This window comes from Bacillus sp. Xin1 (genome assembly GCF_013314535.1).
Classification (GTDB): Bacteria; Bacillota; Bacilli; order Bacillales; family Bacillaceae_G; genus Bacillus_A.
Genome location: NZ_JABUAE010000032.1, coordinates 12,893 through 28,963, shown reverse-complemented (window position 1 = coordinate 28,963; position 16,071 = coordinate 12,893). Strand labels below are relative to the sequence as shown.

15 protein-coding genes are annotated in these 16,071 nt (G+C 38.0%); 6 read left to right on the top strand and 9 right to left on the bottom strand.

The annotated features are described in order from the left end of the window. The first annotated feature begins 61 nt into the window (after positions 1-61). Both addB and addA read left to right on the top strand, forming a co-directional pair. Complete coding sequence (addB, locus tag HRG09_RS21530; RefSeq protein WP_174102863.1) at positions 62-3,574, top strand: helicase-exonuclease AddAB subunit AddB; 3,513 nt, start codon at positions 62-64, stop codon at positions 3,572-3,574. Further along, positions 3,571-7,305, top strand: coding sequence for a helicase-exonuclease AddAB subunit AddA (addA, locus tag HRG09_RS21525; protein ID WP_174102862.1), 3,735 nt, complete (start codon positions 3,571-3,573; stop codon positions 7,303-7,305). The genes addB and addA overlap by 4 nt, the downstream gene beginning before the upstream one ends. Before the next feature lie 63 nt (positions 7,306-7,368). On the opposite strand, the gene gerPF is transcribed toward addA, so the two are convergent. From gerPF to HRG09_RS21490, 7 genes are all read right to left on the bottom strand, one after another. Further along, complete coding sequence (gene gerPF / locus HRG09_RS21520; protein WP_174102861.1) at positions 7,369-7,584, bottom strand: spore germination protein GerPF; 216 nt, start codon at positions 7,582-7,584, stop codon at positions 7,369-7,371. 45 nt (positions 7,585-7,629) lie between these two features. Beyond that, positions 7,630-8,016, bottom strand: coding sequence for a spore germination protein GerPE (locus tag HRG09_RS21515; RefSeq protein WP_174102860.1), 387 nt, complete (start codon positions 8,014-8,016; stop codon positions 7,630-7,632). Positions 8,017-8,028: 12 nt separating this feature from the next. Then, complete coding sequence (locus HRG09_RS21510; protein WP_174102859.1) at positions 8,029-8,223, bottom strand: spore gernimation protein GerPD; 195 nt, start codon at positions 8,221-8,223, stop codon at positions 8,029-8,031. 6 nt (positions 8,224-8,229) lie between these two features. After that, positions 8,230-8,844 carry a spore germination protein GerPC gene (gerPC, locus tag HRG09_RS21505; RefSeq protein ID WP_174102858.1) on the bottom strand — a complete coding sequence of 205 codons (615 nt, stop codon included), beginning with the start codon at positions 8,842-8,844 and terminating at the stop codon, positions 8,230-8,232. 80 nt (positions 8,845-8,924) lie between these two features. Beyond that, positions 8,925-9,116, bottom strand: a complete 192-nt coding sequence (locus HRG09_RS21500; RefSeq protein ID WP_174102857.1) for a spore germination protein GerPB — start codon at positions 9,114-9,116, stop codon at positions 8,925-8,927. A 16-nt stretch (positions 9,117-9,132) separates the two neighbouring features. Beyond that, positions 9,133-9,354 carry a spore germination protein gene (locus HRG09_RS21495; protein WP_174102856.1) on the bottom strand — a complete coding sequence of 74 codons (222 nt, stop codon included), beginning with the start codon at positions 9,352-9,354 and terminating at the stop codon, positions 9,133-9,135. A gap of 121 nt (positions 9,355-9,475) precedes the next feature. Next, on the bottom strand, positions 9,476-9,655 hold the full coding sequence (locus HRG09_RS21490) for an aspartyl-phosphate phosphatase Spo0E family protein (protein WP_174102855.1): 180 nt from the start codon (positions 9,653-9,655) through the stop codon (positions 9,476-9,478). A 241-nt stretch (positions 9,656-9,896) separates the two neighbouring features. Between HRG09_RS21490 and HRG09_RS21485 the strand changes: the two genes are divergently transcribed. Next, complete coding sequence (locus tag HRG09_RS21485) at positions 9,897-10,796, top strand: fumarylacetoacetate hydrolase family protein (protein ID WP_174102854.1); 900 nt, start codon at positions 9,897-9,899, stop codon at positions 10,794-10,796. Continuing rightward, entirely contained in the window at positions 10,768-11,271 is a 504-nt protein-coding gene (locus HRG09_RS21480) for an HXXEE domain-containing protein (protein WP_217448129.1), read from the top strand. The genes HRG09_RS21485 and HRG09_RS21480 overlap by 29 nt, the downstream gene beginning before the upstream one ends. A gap of 36 nt (positions 11,272-11,307) precedes the next feature. On the opposite strand, the gene rocD is transcribed toward HRG09_RS21480, so the two are convergent. Further along, the gene (gene rocD, locus HRG09_RS21475) at positions 11,308-12,498 is read right to left on the bottom strand and encodes an ornithine aminotransferase (protein ID WP_174102853.1); all 1,191 of its coding nucleotides are present in this window, start codon (positions 12,496-12,498) and stop codon (positions 11,308-11,310) included. Positions 12,499-12,647: 149 nt separating this feature from the next. On the opposite strand from rocD, the gene HRG09_RS21470 reads away from it, so the two are divergent. Further along, the gene (locus HRG09_RS21470) at positions 12,648-13,013 is read left to right on the top strand and encodes a YisL family protein (protein ID WP_174102852.1); all 366 of its coding nucleotides are present in this window, start codon (positions 12,648-12,650) and stop codon (positions 13,011-13,013) included. A gap of 269 nt (positions 13,014-13,282) precedes the next feature. Here the strand turns inward: HRG09_RS21470 and HRG09_RS21465 are convergent, their stop codons facing one another. Continuing rightward, positions 13,283-13,837: a DUF2777 domain-containing protein gene (locus tag HRG09_RS21465; protein WP_174102851.1), complete on the bottom strand. Its 555-nt coding sequence runs from the start codon at positions 13,835-13,837 to the stop codon at positions 13,283-13,285. Between the two features lie 272 nt (positions 13,838-14,109). Here HRG09_RS21465 and asnB point away from each other — a divergent pair, with 272 nt between their 5' ends. Further along, positions 14,110-15,963 carry an asparagine synthase (glutamine-hydrolyzing) gene (gene asnB / locus HRG09_RS21460; RefSeq protein ID WP_174102850.1) on the top strand — a complete coding sequence of 618 codons (1,854 nt, stop codon included), beginning with the start codon at positions 14,110-14,112 and terminating at the stop codon, positions 15,961-15,963. Positions 15,964-16,071 lie beyond the last annotated feature (108 nt).

Below are 16,071 nucleotides of genomic sequence, written 5' to 3'. Positions count from 1 at the left end.
GTTATAATACAAGGATGATATCAAACTAACGTTCGTTATGTCAGTGAAAGGTGGGGATTACATGTCGCTTCGATTTGTGATTGGACGGGCTGGAAGTGGAAAAAGTACATTTTGTTTACATGAAGTACAAGAAGAATTACGGCAGCGTCCAAGAGGCGAAACCATTCTATATCTTGTACCGGAACAAATGACGTTCCAAACGCAGCAAGCATTAATAGGAAATGAAGAAGTTAGCGGCTCTATTCGGGCGCAAGTATTTAGTTTTTCAAGGTTAGCGTGGAAGGTTCTGCAAGAAGTTGGGGGCGCGAGTCGTCTTCATATTGATGAGGCAGGCGTGCATATGCTACTGCGCAAAATTGTAGAATCCCGTAAGGAAGGATTGTATGTGTTTCAAAAAGCAGCAGAACAAAATGGTTTTTTTGAACATTTAGGAAGCATGATTGCTGAATTTAAACGCTACAATGTCACACCATCGAATGTATATAAGATGTGGCAACAATTAGATGCTCATTCAAATGGTGATGAGCAAAAGTTATTAGCAAATAAAATGTACGATCTTCAGCTTTTATATGATGATTTTGAACGGGCTTTAATTGGTAAATATTTAGATTCAGAAGATTACCTGCAGTTACTTGTAGAAAAGCTTCCGGAATCTGACTATGTAAAAGGTGCAGAAATTTATATAGATGGATTTCATTCCTTTTCACCTGGGGAATTAGAAATCATTAGAAAGCTCATGGTTTGCGGAGCAAGAATTACAGTTACGTTAACAGTAGACGAAAAAACGTTATCACAGCCAGTAAGTGAATTAGATTTGTTTTATCAAACAGTCCTTACGTATGAAAAAGTGAAACAGTTAGCACGTGAAGAGAAAGTCGCCGTGGAAAGTACGGTTTTGATGAGAGAACAACCACGTTTTCATTCACCGGCGCTAGCGCATTTAGAAGCTGAATTCGAATCTCGTCCTTCTAAGAAGTTTCAAAGTGAACCAGATATTACATTATATACAGCGGCAAACTTACGAGCGGAAGTTGAAGGTGTAGCTCGGGAAATTCGCAGACTTGTTGCAGAAGAGGAGTATCGCTACAGAGATATTGCGGTTCTTCTTCGCAATGGAGAAAGCTATTATGATGTCATGAAAACATTGTTTACAGATTGCGATATTCCGCACTTTATCGATGAAAAGCGTCCGATGTCACATCATCCACTCATTGAATGCATTCGTTCTGCGCTAGAAGTCATTAGTGGAAATTGGCGTTATGATGCAGTATTCCGCTGCATAAAAACGGAACTATTATATCCGTTAGATGTAAGAAAAGAAGTTATGCGCGAAGAAATGGATGAGTTTGAAAATTACTGTTTAGCATACGGCATACAAGGAAAGAGATGGACGGCAGATGAACCGTGGACATATCGTCGTTATCGTTCGTTAGATGGGGCCGTGGGAACACAAACAGATAGTGAACGTGAAATGGAAGAGAAAATCAACCGTCTCCGTGATGTGGTACGAACACCGATTATTCGTTTGCAGAAGCGTTTCAAACGTGCAAGTTCAGTCATGCAAATGTGTGAAACAGTGTATTTATTTTTAGAAGAATTAGATGTTCCTAAAAAACTAGAAGATTTGCGTATGCGTGCTGAAGAAGAAGGGAATTTCCTGTTTGCAAGTGACCATGATCAAGTTTGGGAAGAGGTAATGAATCTTCTCGATACATTTGTAGAAATGCTAGGCGAGGAAAAGATGTCTCGTGCAATGTTTATCGATGTAATGACAACTGGACTTGAGGCGCTTCAATTTGCAAATATCCCGCCGTCTTTAGATCAAGTGCTGATTGCAAATATTGATCGAACAAGGTTATCGAATGTTCGCGCTGCTTTTGTAATTGGTGCAAATGAAGGAATCATTCCAGCAGCCCCTTCAGATGAAGGGATGTTATCAGATGAAGAAAGAGAATCTCTCGCTACAGCTGGTGTAGAATTAGCACCAACAACAAGGCAGACTTTATTAGAAGAGCAATTTGTTATTTATCAAACAGTAACCCGTGCATCTGAGAAATTATATATTTCTTGTCCGCTTGCGGATGAAGAAGGAAAGACATTACTGTCATCTAGTTTTATTAAGAAAGTAAAAAGAATGTTCCCTTCTATCAAAGAAGTCTTCATAACGAATGATGTGAATGATTTATCTCGTCAGGATCAAATTTCGTATGTAGCAACGCCAGAAGTTACGTTGTCGTACGTAACGCAGCAACTTCAAAACTGGAAACGATACGGTTTTGAAGGGAATCTTGATTTTTGGTGGGATGTATATAACTTCTATGTGACTTCACCCCAGTGGAAGCAAAAAAGTAGTCGTGTGTTGTCTAGTTTATTTTATCGAAATCGTGCGCAGAAACTTAGTCCAGTTGTAAGTAGAGATTTATACGGAGATAAAATTAAAGGAAGCGTCTCTCGTATGGAACTATTTAATCGCTGCGCATATGCTCATTTTGCACAGCACGGATTATCACTACGAGAACGTGATGTGTTCAAATTAGATGCACCAGATATCGGCGAATTATTCCATGCGGCATTAAAGAGAATTGCAGATAAGTTACTGAGGGAAAATCGTACTTGGGCTGATTTATCGATAAAAGAATGTGAGCATCTTTCTGCCGTAGTCATTGAAGAAATTGCACCGCTTCTGCAAAGACAAATTTTATTAAGTTCAAATCGGAATCATTATTTAAAACAAAAACTGCAGCAAATCATTTTCCGTACGTCACTTATCCTGCGTGAGCATGCGAAGTCAAGTGGATTTGTGCCAGTTGATTTAGAGGTTCCATTCGGTATGGGCGGCACTGGGTCTCTTCCGCCAATGGAGTTTACACTCGCAAATGGTGTGAAAATGGAAGTTGTTGGCCGCATTGACCGTGTAGATAAAGCAGAAGATGAAAATGGTACGTTCCTTCGTATTATTGATTATAAATCGAGTACAAAAGCTTTAGATTTAACGGAAGTATATTATGGCTTAGCGCTTCAAATGTTAACGTATTTAGACGTTGTCATTTCAAATGCAAATACGTGGATGAAAAAGGATCAGGCGGCACTGCCTGCTGGCGTTTTATATTTCCATATTCATAACCCGATTGTGGAAATGAAAGGCGACGCTTCAGAAGAAGAGATTGAAAAAGAAATTTTAAAGAAATTTAAAATGAAAGGTCTTGTGCTAGGTGATGCGGATGTTGTTCGTTTAATGGACAATAAGTTAAGTACGGGGAGTTCAGATATTATTTCTGCCGGTTTGAAAAAAGATGGTAGTTTTAGTGCGCGTTCTAGTATTGCAAGTGAACAAGAATTTACAACCTTACAGCAATATGTACATCATACATTTGAAAACATTGGGAAAGACATTACAGAAGGTGTCATTGATATCGCACCTTATAAAATGGGGAACAAAGCAGCTTGTACATTCTGTAATTTCCGTTCTGTTTGTCAGTTTGATGAATCACTTGAAGATAACCAGTTCCGCACGTTAAAAGATATGAAAGATAGTGAAGCGATGGAGAAAATAAGAGAGGAGGTTGGCGAATGATAGAGAACTGGCCACAAAAGCCTGAAGGTAGTCAATGGACGGATGATCAATGGAAAGCAGTTGTCAGAGATGGCCGTGATATTTTAGTCGCGGCAGCAGCAGGATCGGGAAAGACAGCTGTACTTGTAGAAAGAATTATTCGCAAAATTATTAATGCCGAGAATCCAGTAGATGTAGACCGTCTGCTTGTCGTAACGTTTACAAATGCAGCAGCGCAAGAGATGAAGAACAGAATTGGCGAAGCGTTAGAAAAAGTATTAATCGATGAGCCTGGGTCAGAGCATATTCGTAAGCAGCTTAGTTTATTAAATAAAGCGTCGATTTCAACGATTCACTCGTTCTGCTTACAAGTCATTCGAACGTATTATTATATGCTCGACGTTGATCCGCGTTTTCGCATTGCCAACCAGACAGAAAATGAATTATTAAAAGAAGAAGTATTAGATGACATACTAGAAGAGGAATATGGCACCGAGGGAAATGATATATTCTTTGAACTCGTTGATCGCTATACGAGTGACCGAAGTGATGATGATTTGCAGCGCATGATTTTAGCGCTTCATACAGAATCAAGAGCGCATCCAGACCCAGAGAAGTGGCTGGATAAACTTGTTGAAGCGTATGTTGTGGAAGGAAAATCAATTGAGGATTTAACATATGCGTCTTACTTACTAGAAGATGTGAAGTTTCAGCTGGAAACTGCTGAAAAGCATGTTCAAAAAGCAATTGAACTTGCGATGCTTCCAGATGGGCCAGCACCACGTGTTGAAACGTTACAGGCAGATCTTGTTTTACTTGGAACGCTATCTAGTGCAGCTCATCAGTCTTGGACAAGTGTATATGAAGAGATGCAAAATGTTTCGTGGCAAACGTTAAAGCGCATTAAGAAGAGTGACTACAATGAAGAGATTGTCAAACAAGTAGATTCACTTCGAAATAAAGCAAAAGATGAAGTGAAGAAACTACAAGAAGAGTTATTTAGCCGGAAACCAGAAAGCTTTTTACGTGATTTTAAGGAAATGCATCCTGTACTAGAAAAGCTTGTTCAAATTGTAAAAGTATTTACGGAGCGATTCCAAACGATCAAGCGTGATAAAGGAATGGTTGATTTCACAGATTTAGAGCATTTTTGCTTACAAATTTTAAGTGAACGTACGGAAGATGGCGAACTGCGTCCATCACCAGTTGCAATGCAATATCGCAATAAATTTGCCGAAGTACTTGTCGATGAATATCAAGATACAAACTTTGTACAGGAGTCGATTATTAAGTTTGTAACGAAAGACTCTGAGCAAGAAGGTAATCTGTTTATGGTTGGTGATGTGAAACAGTCAATATATCGCTTCCGATTAGCAGAACCTGGCTTGTTTTTAGGGAAGTATAAACGATTTACGCCTGAAGGAATAGACGGCGGGATGAAAATTGATCTAGCGAAAAACTTCCGTAGTCGTCATGAAGTGCTAGTGGGTACGAACTTTATTTTTAAACAAATTATGGGCGAAACGGTCGGAGAAATTGATTACGATGCCGATGCGGAACTAAAGCTTGGTGCGAGTTATCCAGAAGGAGAAGATGTAGCAGCTGAGCTGTTATGTATTCATCAGTCTGAGGGCGAAGAATCGGCAGAGGGAGAAGACGGTGTCGAAGTAGAAAAAGCACAGCTGGAAGCACGTTTAATGGCACAAAGAATTAAAGCGATGGTGGATTCAGGGTATGAAGTATACGATCGTAAAACAGATAGCATGCGCCCGGTAAAATATCGTGATTTTGTCATTTTACTTCGTTCGATGCCGTGGGCTCCTCAAATTATGGAAGAGTTAAAATTGCAAGGTATTCCTGTTTACGCTGAGCTTGCGACAGGTTATTTTGAAGCAACTGAAGTGACTGTCATGATGAATGTATTTCGCGTAATTGATAATCCGATGCAAGATATTCCGCTTGCGGCTGTCCTTCGTTCCCCAATTGTTGGATTAAACGATGAGGAGCTTGCGATGCTCCGTGCTCATGAAAAGAAAGGTTCGTTTTATGAAGTGCTGCGTTCCTTCTTACGAGGAGCACCGCTTGAGGGAGAGGTAGAATTACACGGGAAACTACAATGGTTCTATAACCTCTTACAAGGATGGCGTGAATTTGCGCGTCAGCAGTCACTTTCTGATTTAATTTGGAAAGTATATCGTGAGACAGGTTATTATGATTTTGTTGGTGGTCTTCCGGCAGGAAAACAACGCCAAGCTAACTTACGTGTATTATACGACAGAGCAAGGCAGTATGAAGCAACATCTTTCCGTGGTTTATTCCGTTTCCTTCGTTTTATTGAGCGTATTTTAGAGCGCGGGGATGATATGGGAACAGCGAGAGCACTCGGTGAACAAGAAGATGTTGTTCGAATTATGACGATTCATAAAAGTAAGGGACTCGAGTTCCCGGTAGTATTTGTAGCGGGGCTTGGGCGCCGTTTTAATACACAAGATTTAATGAAACGATTCTTACTACACAAAGATTTCGGTTTTGGATCACAATTTATTGATCCTCGTAAACGAATTAAATATACGACGTTATCACAATTAGCGATTAAACGTAAAATGAAGATGGAACTGATTGCGGAAGAGATGCGTGTACTATATGTTGCTTTAACGCGTGCGAAAGAAAAATTGATTTTAATTGGTACGGTGAAAGATAAAGAAAAAGAAATGGAAAAGTGGCTTGATGCAAGGGAACATACCGATTGGTTACTGCCGGATTATGTTCGTGCGGGAGCATCTTGTTACTTAGATTGGATCACGCCGTCACTATATAGACATCGTGATAGTGAAATGCTCCTTGAACTTGGACAAGGAAATATACCAAATGAAATTTATGAGTACGATGCGAGCTGGAAAGTAGAAGTCGTTGACGGTAACACTTTACTTGCCCCTGAGCCAGTACAAGAAGAAAAACAAGAATTGTTAGAGGCACTTCGTGAGAAAAGAGCGGTTCCGCTAGAAAGCGAACGAAAAGAAGAAGTGTATGCTCGTTTAACATGGGGGTATGCGCATGAAGGTGCAACAGCACATCGGGCGAAGCAGTCTGTTACGGAGATAAAGCGGAATTATCAATCGGAAGATGGAAGTGATCATACCTTTATTAAAAAACTTCGTGCTCCTATCAAAACACGTCCGCGTTTTATGGAGAAAAAGGGATTAACCTATGCCGAACGAGGAACAGCTGTCCACGCCGTTATGCAGCATATTAATTTACAAAAATCGATTACACCAGAAATCATTAAAGAACAAATTGCAGAAATGGTAAATAAAGAATTACTAACATTTGAGCAAGCAGAAGAAATTCCGATTGATCGCATTGTAGCCTTTTTTGATACAGATCTTGGTAAGCGTGTGCTAGCTGCGAAGAACGTAGAACGTGAAGTACCATTTACGATGATGCTTTCAGCACAAGAAGCGTATCAAGATTGGCAAGGGCAGAGCAAAGAATCTGTACTTGTCCAAGGGGTTATTGATTGTATGATAGAAGAGGAAGACGGCATTGTATTAATTGACTTTAAAACAGATACAATTGAAGGACGTTTCCCAGGTGGATATGATCAAGCAAGACCTATTTTAGAAGATCGGTATAAAGTGCAGCTTTCATTGTATGCAAAAGCTTTAGAGAAGAGTTTGCATTGTCCGATAAAAGAAAAGTATCTATACTTCTTTGACGGAAATCACATACTGCGTGTAGAAGATGAAAAGTGAGCGTGGAATACTATAGATTTGAAAGCGGAATGAAAAAAGTAGGAGGGATTTCCTCCTACTTTTTTATGCTGTCCCCACTTGATTTTGATCCGCAACATCTGAATCGAATGTATTCGTTGCACTGACACCGTTAAACGTGTTAACAACAAAACCAACATTTGATGCTCCTGAACCGTTATACGCCTTTGTATTTTCTTTAGGAGAGACATTATAGAAGTCACCTAAGTTAAAAGAGCCATTACTATTTTGAACAACGAGGTTCCCGACGACAGAGGGCATGTTATTCACCTACCTAAGCACTTTTCTTTAACTTTACTATATGATTTATTCGTTGAAAGGTTCATCTGTAATATATTGGCGGATTTGGTGAATGCGTGAATTGTTAAATCCGTAGTCAACTGATCCAATTTGAAAGCATGCGGAATTTAATAAGGTACGAACTGTAACATCACCTACTTCAATAAAGGGACATTCATTTATAATATTCATTTTGACATCCGTTGAACGGGTAGGGATTGTGATTTCATCGTCTGTAAAGATTTTAAAAGCTTCTAATTTTCCTTCATCCTTTAAATAGTAAGGAAATTCACGTTGTACAACAAGAGCTCGGCTTTTTAATTCCATCTGATTTGCATCGCCAATTTGAAAAGTTCCAGAATTCCCTAAAGAGATAATATTTGTCCGATGAACAACTGAAATGTGTTGAAGCATGAAGAGACCTCCTTAACTTGGAGTAGTAGGCACATCCGTTACGAGAGGTACAAATGGACCTTCAGTAAGGGATTCGAAAGGTGTATCGAGAATAGAAGAGAGAATTAAAAGGTTCGCATCACCAATTAAAAAAAGGGCAGATGAAGAAACCCCGTTCATTTTGATCTGCCCAACCTTTAGTTCACAATTGACAACAGTAAAGTTCATGCGTATTTACTCCTTTCGGAAATTGCTAGGAATGTGTTGAATAAAAGAAAGGAATGCTTTATCGATATCTTGTTTCATAGCTTGAATAATTACACTCTTCATATACTCTGGATTTGATGTAATGTCCTCATATGGCTGTACTTGTGATAAGTAATAAGGAAGGCGATGTTCCATTTGTTTTTTTATATCGTCAATCATCATTTGTCGGTACATATCATCAAGTGGTGTTCGCTCTTCATGTTCAAAATGAAGAATTCTGCTATAGGCTTCTTCATCCAAATAGCGATGCATCTCTTGAATAATATCTTGATAAAAATCGGGGTTTGTTTGTGTTTCTGGATTTACTTTTAATGTTTCGGTATCTACTTGAAAATCTTCAATTTGTTGATCTGTCGTAGCGAATGGGTTTAAGCCGATATTTAATGTGCCATTTAAGTTTTCCACTTTTAGTTGATCGAATTTATATTCTACTTTTCCTATAGAAGAGGAGGGACGGCTTTTTAGTTCATCAAGCTCTGCTGTTAATGTCCGTACTTGCGCCTCTAATGCACAGATTGCTTCTTGCTGCTTTTGAAGAACTTGTTGAAATTGTTGTAGATAAATGTATATATCTTGATTCACTATGTGAAACCTCCTTTTCAATAGGGAGGGTGTATACTTGCTATATATATTTATGATAAAAGCGGCTTAAGAAGAACTTATTATGGTTTAATAGAAATAATTTGTCCTTTGGCTGTTAAGGGGCGAAGTGGTTCTGTAAATCCACCGGTATTGGAAAATTTAGATAAGGATTTAATGCTACCAGCACTTCCAATTTGAAAAACGGAAGATGTTGTAATACTGTCAATTTTGATATTGTTAATGATAATACTTTGCTGTACATAAAAGTTCACTCATCATTCCCCTCCTTTAAGTTGATCCAATGATAGCTTGATCGATGAAGTCAGTATCATTGACTGTCGTCGTATTTTGATAATTGTATACCGAAACGTTTTCACCTACATTAAAAGAACCAGCTCCTGCAAAAGCACGAGAGTAACTAATCGGCCTAATTGCAAATACATCTCCAATATGAAAAACCCCACTTGATCCAATATTAACGATATGAATATGTCCAACCATTGCTGGCATAGCAAACACCTTTCATAAATGAAATTTTTAATGCTGTTAAAGGAACGATAAATATTCTTTTCTATTATTGTATGGGCGTTTTTATTAAAATGTGTATTTTTTAAAATAAAAGACACACACTTCATTGTGTGTGTTCGTCTATTGTATAAGTTTGGACGAAATCTCCTTGCAAAAGCCAAACAACATTCAAGAGCCTGTCCAGTTCTTGGCTACAATTCACTGTTTTTTGAGAAGTTATTCCATAGCGTTCAGCAAAATACATCATTTTTTCACGTTTTTTTTCAATCGCTTGCTCAAACATAGAATCGGCTCCATCTCTTTAAAATTTTTAAGTATATATGTAGTACATATTATACAAAAATTCCATAAAAAAGAAATACATTCGATAAAAAAAGTAAAAATTCTACATTTTATTCCAAAATAGTATTTTGTGTTGTAAAAAATAAAGAATTTTGTAAAAATTAAAATGGATTGGCAGGTTTTTTTTGATGGAATACGAATACAATTACAGTGTATGAGTTTTAGGATGGAGAGTGGAAAACGTGCGATTTGTGACGGTGAAGAAGGAAGAGAAAGTATTTGTTGGTATTGTGGATGAGCACGAAGAAAAGGTGCTGCATTTGAGAGAGGCACAAAGGCAAAAAGGCGAAAAGATTACCGTTCCTATTACAATGTTAGAGTGTATCGAGCAAGGAAGTGCCTTTATTGAAAAGGCAAAAGAAATTGTAAACTGGGCAAAAGAGAATGAAACAACAGCATATTATCCTCTACAAGACATTAAAATATTAGCACCTATTCCAAGGCCAAGAAAGAATATTCTTTGCGTCGGAAAAAACTACCGTGACCATGCGATAGAGATGGGCGGGGAGGAATCCGTTCCGAAAGATATCATGATTTTTACAAAGGCTCCAACGACGGTTATTGGAAATGGGGAGAAAATTCACAGTCATCCGCATGCAACGAATGAACTAGATTATGAAGGCGAACTTGCAATTGTAATTGGAAAACGTGGAAAACAAATTACGAAAGAGAAGGCGCTTGAATATGTTTTCGGCTATACAATTGTAAATGACGTAACGGCTCGAGATATTCAAAGAAAACATAAACAATTTTTCTTAGGAAAAAGTTTTGATACATTTTGTCCAATGGGTCCATATTTAGTTCATAAGGCGGGAATTGAAAATCCAAACGAATTAAACATTGAAACAAAAGTGAATGGGGAAGTTCGTCAAAATTCAAATACTGCAAATATGATGTTTACAATAGAAGATATTATTTCGATTGTAAGTAAAGGGATGACGTTAGAGCCTGGGGACATAATTGCGACTGGAACACCAGCTGGAGTTGGAAAAGGATTTACTCCGCCAAAGTTTTTACATGCTGGTGATGAGGTAATAATTACGGTACAACGTATTGGAACACTTCAAAGCGAAGTTAAATAGTAGTTTCTCCATTTGGCTCATCCCTATATTATTTGTATTTCATAATGCTGAGGAATATTATTTCTTTCCTGAAATGAAATATTTACAACCGATTCCTATGGAAGAGAATGCGGGACAAAAACAATATTTTTTCATTGCGTTATGTATATTGACAACTATTGTTTTTCTACTTGTATGTATTCATACTATATTAAAAAAGAAAGTCACACTGTATATATTACTTGTTACACAGGCGATGATTTTTATGAATGGGTGGTTTCATGTAGGCGGGGCGATTGTAACAGAAAGATACGTTCCAGGATTGGTAACAGCATTGGTACTGATTATACCTTTTTCATTATTTTGGTTTCGGGAAGGGATAAGAAGTGATTGGTGGAAATTGAAACATGTGATTGCTTCCTGCGTAGTAGGTGTATTGCTTCTATTTCCGGTTATTGCCGGTATATTGCTCTTTACAAAAATGATTGTTTCATAACAAACAAGCTGCCTCGTAAAAGGCAGCTTGTTTATATTAAGATAATACCGCTTTAATCTTTTGGAACGCCCACTCTAAATCTTCTTCAGAGATTACAAGAGGTGGAGCAATGCGGATTACATTCTCATGTGTTTCTTTACATAATAAACCTGATTCTTTTAATTTTTCGCAGTATGGACGAGCAGGCTCGTTCAATTCGATTCCGATAAATAATCCTCTGCCGCGGATTTCTGTAATCATCGGATTATCAATTTCTTTTAATTGTCCTACTAATTTTTCTCCTAATTGAAGAGAACGCTCTGTTAATTTCTCGTCTAGTAATACATCAAGAGCTGCGATCGAAACAGCACATGCAAGTGGATTACCACCGAATGTAGAACCGTGAGAACCTGGCTCGAACACGCCTAAAATGTCGCTGTTTGCAGCAACGCAAGAGATTGGGAATACACCGCCGCCAAGTGCTTTACCAAGTATGTACATGTCAGGAATTACGTTATCCCAATCACATGCAAATAATTTACCAGTACGGCCTAAACCAGTTTGGATTTCATCAGCTACAAATAATACATTTTCTTTTTTACAGATATCGTATGCTTGTTTTAAGAACCCAGCTGGTGGAATGTTAATGCCAGCTTCACCTTGAATTGGCTCTAAAATAAATGCAGCTGTATTAGGCGTAATTGCAGCTTTTAACGCTTCTAAATCACCGTAAGGAATTACAACAATGCCAGGAAGCATTGGGCCAAAGCCGCGCTTGTATTCTTCATTAGATGACATAGAAACAGCACCCATTGTACGACCGTGGAAGTTATCTTCACAAACGATAATTTCAGCTCTGTTTGCTTCAACCTTTTTCACATCATATGCCCAGCGGCGTGCTGTTTTGATTGCGGTTTCAACAGCTTCCGCACCTGTATTCATTGGAAGTACCATATCTTTATGTGTTAGTTTCGCTACTTTTTCGTACCAAGGACCTAATTGATCACTATGGAAAGCACGGGAAGTTAACGTAACACGATTAGCTTGTTCGATTAACGCATTAATAATTTTCGGATGACGATGCCCTTGGTTTACCGCAGAGTATGCACTAAGTAAGTCCATATAGCGATTTCCTTCAGGATCTTCTACCCAAACACCTTCCGCTTTAGAAATAACGATTGGAAGTGGATGATAGTTATTTGCACCGTATATGTCTGTTAGTTCGATAATATCTTTTGTTTGAATCATGATTGTTCCCCCTTTTGTTATTACAAGAAGTTTGTAAATACTCTAAATATTATATCATTTAAATTGGAAAAAGCGAAACATTTCCTGAAAAGAAATGGTCGTGGTATCATATAAAGTGAAAAAGTGTGGAAAGAGGAGGTTGGGATACAATGGTACATATGCATATTACAGCATGGGCGTTAGGATTAATTTTATTCTTCGTGGCGTATTCTCTTTATTCAGCAGGAAGAAAAGGTAAAGGTGTACATATGGGGCTTCGCCTAATGTATATTATCATTATTGTGACAGGTTTCATGTTGTATCAAGGTATTATGAAGACAGCAACAGGTAGCATGCACATGTGGTATGGCTTAAAAATGGTAGCTGGCATTTTAGTTATCGGTGGAATGGAAATGATTCTTGTGAAAATGAGCAAAAGCAAGAAAACAGGGGCAGTTTGGGGACTATTTATTATCGCGCTTGTAGCGGTATTTTACCTTGGACTGAAATTACCGATTGGCTGGAAAGTATTTTAATAAAGTGAAACTTTAATCAGTGGTTTTTTTTCATCCCCCACTGATTATTAGTTGAACCAATCGGGCTTTTACGGGCAGTTTATCTCCCACCTACCTTCTTTGCTTTCGCCGAGTTTTGAGGTGGGAGTATTACTGCCCGTTAATGCGGGATAAAAAAATGAAACCACCTTATACCCTCAAGTATTTGAGATTATAAGGTGGTTTTTATCATTTTAACCGAGAAGACCCTCTCCTCTAAACGAAGTGAAGGTGGGGGGAGGTCAATATATTTATATCGATTCTATATGTAGCTCTTCGCCATTTGTTTTTATAAACTGAAATACATTTTTATTACAATTAGAAAAACGAACATAATGATGTTGCAACGAGCACACCATTTCCTCGTTATCAAATAATAGAAGATTTACCCCTTCACAAGGCTGATCTTTCGGTTGAAACGATAAGAAATTATGACAATAGATACAGTCATATAAAGAATAATTGAATGACTGTAATGTTTCTGCAAATAATGAAAATGTAGAATCAGGTAGTTCTTCTAACCATTCATGATAACTAAGCAGTAATTTTTTGCGAATTCGTATCAATTCTCCATTTTGCAGCGGATGATGTTCATCTGCAATTTGTAATATATCTTGTTCGTAGAATCTTGCTGGTAGCCAATTGTTGTTATATAAAACTTCAAATCCATCTTCAATAATATCATCAAGCAAAAATGCTTCATCATTTTCATCATCAAAGAATATCCACTCATTGTTTATATATTCCACATTCCCAATTGTATGAGCACGTGGTTGATTATACAAAATATGTTTGCGTTGTTTCATTTGTGATTTCTCCTTTTATCAAAGTACTTATTCTTGTTATGGACAGTTCAGTCGTTCTTTATAACTATGGAACCCATAAAGAAAGTTGGGCATAGAATAAGAACATGCTTCATACAGTGAATTTTTTATTCAGGCGGAGAAATTTCGTCTGAATCTTTAGCCCTCACCAATTAGGCATTTACGTGTAGTTGTTTCATCTTGGCCTTTTTGGTTCTATTTGGGTTTTGAACGGAGTAAAGTTATACGGATATAGGATAGGAAGGATGATTTATATGTGCGGGATTACAGGTTGGATTGATTATAAGCGGTCGTTAGAAGGTGAAAGAGGGACGGTTACGAAGATGGCGGAAACACTTGCGAAGAGGGGACCAGATGATACGAATGTCTGGGTAAAAAGGCATGTTGCTTTCGGGCATAAACGGTTAATTGTAGTTGACCCTGAGGGCGGAAAACAGCCGATGACATGTAGGTGTATGAAAGAAGAAGAGAATTACACAATTTGCTATAATGGGGAGCTTTACAATACAGAAGATATTCGTAAAGAATTGCTGAGAAGAGGTTATACGTTTAAAGGGCATTCTGATACAGAAGTGTTATTAGCATCTTATATAGAGTGGAAAGAAGAATGTGTCGACCATTTAAATGGGATATATGCTTTTGCAGTTTGGGATGAGAAAAAAGAACAAGTGTTTATTGCGCGGGATCGATTAGGTGTTAAACCATTATTTTACAAATATGATAATGGAAGATTATTGTTTGCCTCAGAATTAAAAGCGATTTTAGCTCATCCGGGTGTCAAGACAGAAGTTACGACAGAAGGACTATCAGAAGTATTTGGATTAGGGCCGTCTCGAACGCCTGGGTATGGTATTTATGGGGGAATGCAAGAACTTCGTCCGGGGCACGCTCTTACATTTTCAAAAGATGGATTATGTATATGGAGATATTGGAATGTTGAAAGTAAAAAACATGAACATTCATTTGAAGAAACAGTAGAACAAGTGCAGTTTCTACTCAAGGATGCGATTACAAGACAATTGGTTTCAGATGTGCCCTTATGTACATTTTTGTCAGGCGGGGTAGATTCAAGTGCCATTACTGCATTTGCAGCAAAGGCATATGAAAGAGAAGGGAAAGGAAAGCTGCATACGTATTCGATTGATTATGAAGATAATGAAAAATATTTTAAAGCGAATGCGTTTCAGCCAAATTCAGATGCGCCGTTTATTGATTTAATGACAGAAACATTTGGTACGATTCATCACCGCTGTGTGATTTCCAATGAACAGTTAGCAGCGTATTTAACAGAAGCGGTACTCGTGCGTGATTTACCTGGTATGGCAGATATCGATTCTTCATTATTATGGTTTTGCCGAGAAATTAAACAGGATTTTGTTGTTGGTTTGTCGGGCGAATGTGCCGATGAAATCTTTGGCGGTTATCCGTGGTTTTACAGGGAAGATGATTTACAATCAAGCGCATTTCCATGGATGCGTTCTACAGAGGCGCGCGAGCAACTTTTGAAGAAAGAATGGCGTAATAAATTAAACTTAAGGGAATATGTACAGCAGCGCTACGAAGAATCGATACAGGAAGTACCAATTTTAGAAGGAGAAAGTGCAATTGAAGCAAAAAGGCGGCAACTGTTTTATTTGAATATGGTTTGGTTTATGACAACATTATTAGACAGAAAAGATCGGATGAGTATGGGGGCGAGTCTAGAAGTCCGTGTTCCATTTGCAGATCATCGCCTTGTCGAATATGCGTGGAATATTCCTTGGGAAATGAAAATGTATAAAAATCGCGAAAAAGGTCTATTGCGTAAGGCGTTAGAAGGGGTTTTGCCAAACGATATATTATATCGAAAGAAAAGCCCGTATCCGAAAACACATAATCCGCATTATACAAAAGCGGTAACTGTGTGGTTGAAGGATTTACTAACGGATAAAAACTCCATTTTGCATGAGTTGTTTGATAAACAGCAATTACAAGGATTGATACAATCAGGAGGAAGTGTATTTCAAACGCCATGGTTTGGCCAGTTAATGACGGGACCACAACTATTGGCACATTTAGCTCAAATTCACGTTTGGTTTAAGGAGTATGGAGTGAATATTAAAGAATAGGGAAAAGCGGCTTACAATTTGTAAGCCGCTTTTTGCGATTATACAGAGTTCTATCTTTGTCGCTATTAGTCGGTTGGTTGATATCTTTAAAAAACGCTGATAAAATTT

Coding starts and splice junctions, on each gene's coding strand:
- addA (WP_174102862.1), top strand. CDS start 3,571: ATGATAGAGAACTGGCCACAAAAGCCTGAAGGTAGTCAATGGACGGAT.
- HRG09_RS21510 (WP_174102859.1), bottom strand. CDS start 8,223: ATGAACTTTACTGTTGTCAATTGTGAACTAAAGGTTGGGCAGATCAAA.
- addB (WP_174102863.1), top strand. CDS start 62: ATGTCGCTTCGATTTGTGATTGGACGGGCTGGAAGTGGAAAAAGTACA.
- HRG09_RS21470 (WP_174102852.1), top strand. CDS start 12,648: ATGGTACATATGCATATTACAGCATGGGCGTTAGGATTAATTTTATTC.
- HRG09_RS21490 (WP_174102855.1), bottom strand. CDS start 9,655: ATGTTTGAGCAAGCGATTGAAAAAAAACGTGAAAAAATGATGTATTTT.
- asnB (WP_174102850.1), top strand. CDS start 14,110: ATGTGCGGGATTACAGGTTGGATTGATTATAAGCGGTCGTTAGAAGGT.
- gerPF (WP_174102861.1), bottom strand. CDS start 7,584: ATGCCCTCTGTCGTCGGGAACCTCGTTGTTCAAAATAGTAATGGCTCT.
- HRG09_RS21465 (WP_174102851.1), bottom strand. CDS start 13,837: ATGAAACAACGCAAACATATTTTGTATAATCAACCACGTGCTCATACA.
- HRG09_RS21495 (WP_174102856.1), bottom strand. CDS start 9,354: ATGCCAGCAATGGTTGGACATATTCATATCGTTAATATTGGATCAAGT.
- HRG09_RS21515 (WP_174102860.1), bottom strand. CDS start 8,016: ATGCTTCAACACATTTCAGTTGTTCATCGGACAAATATTATCTCTTTA.
- rocD (WP_174102853.1), bottom strand. CDS start 12,498: ATGATTCAAACAAAAGATATTATCGAACTAACAGACATATACGGTGCA.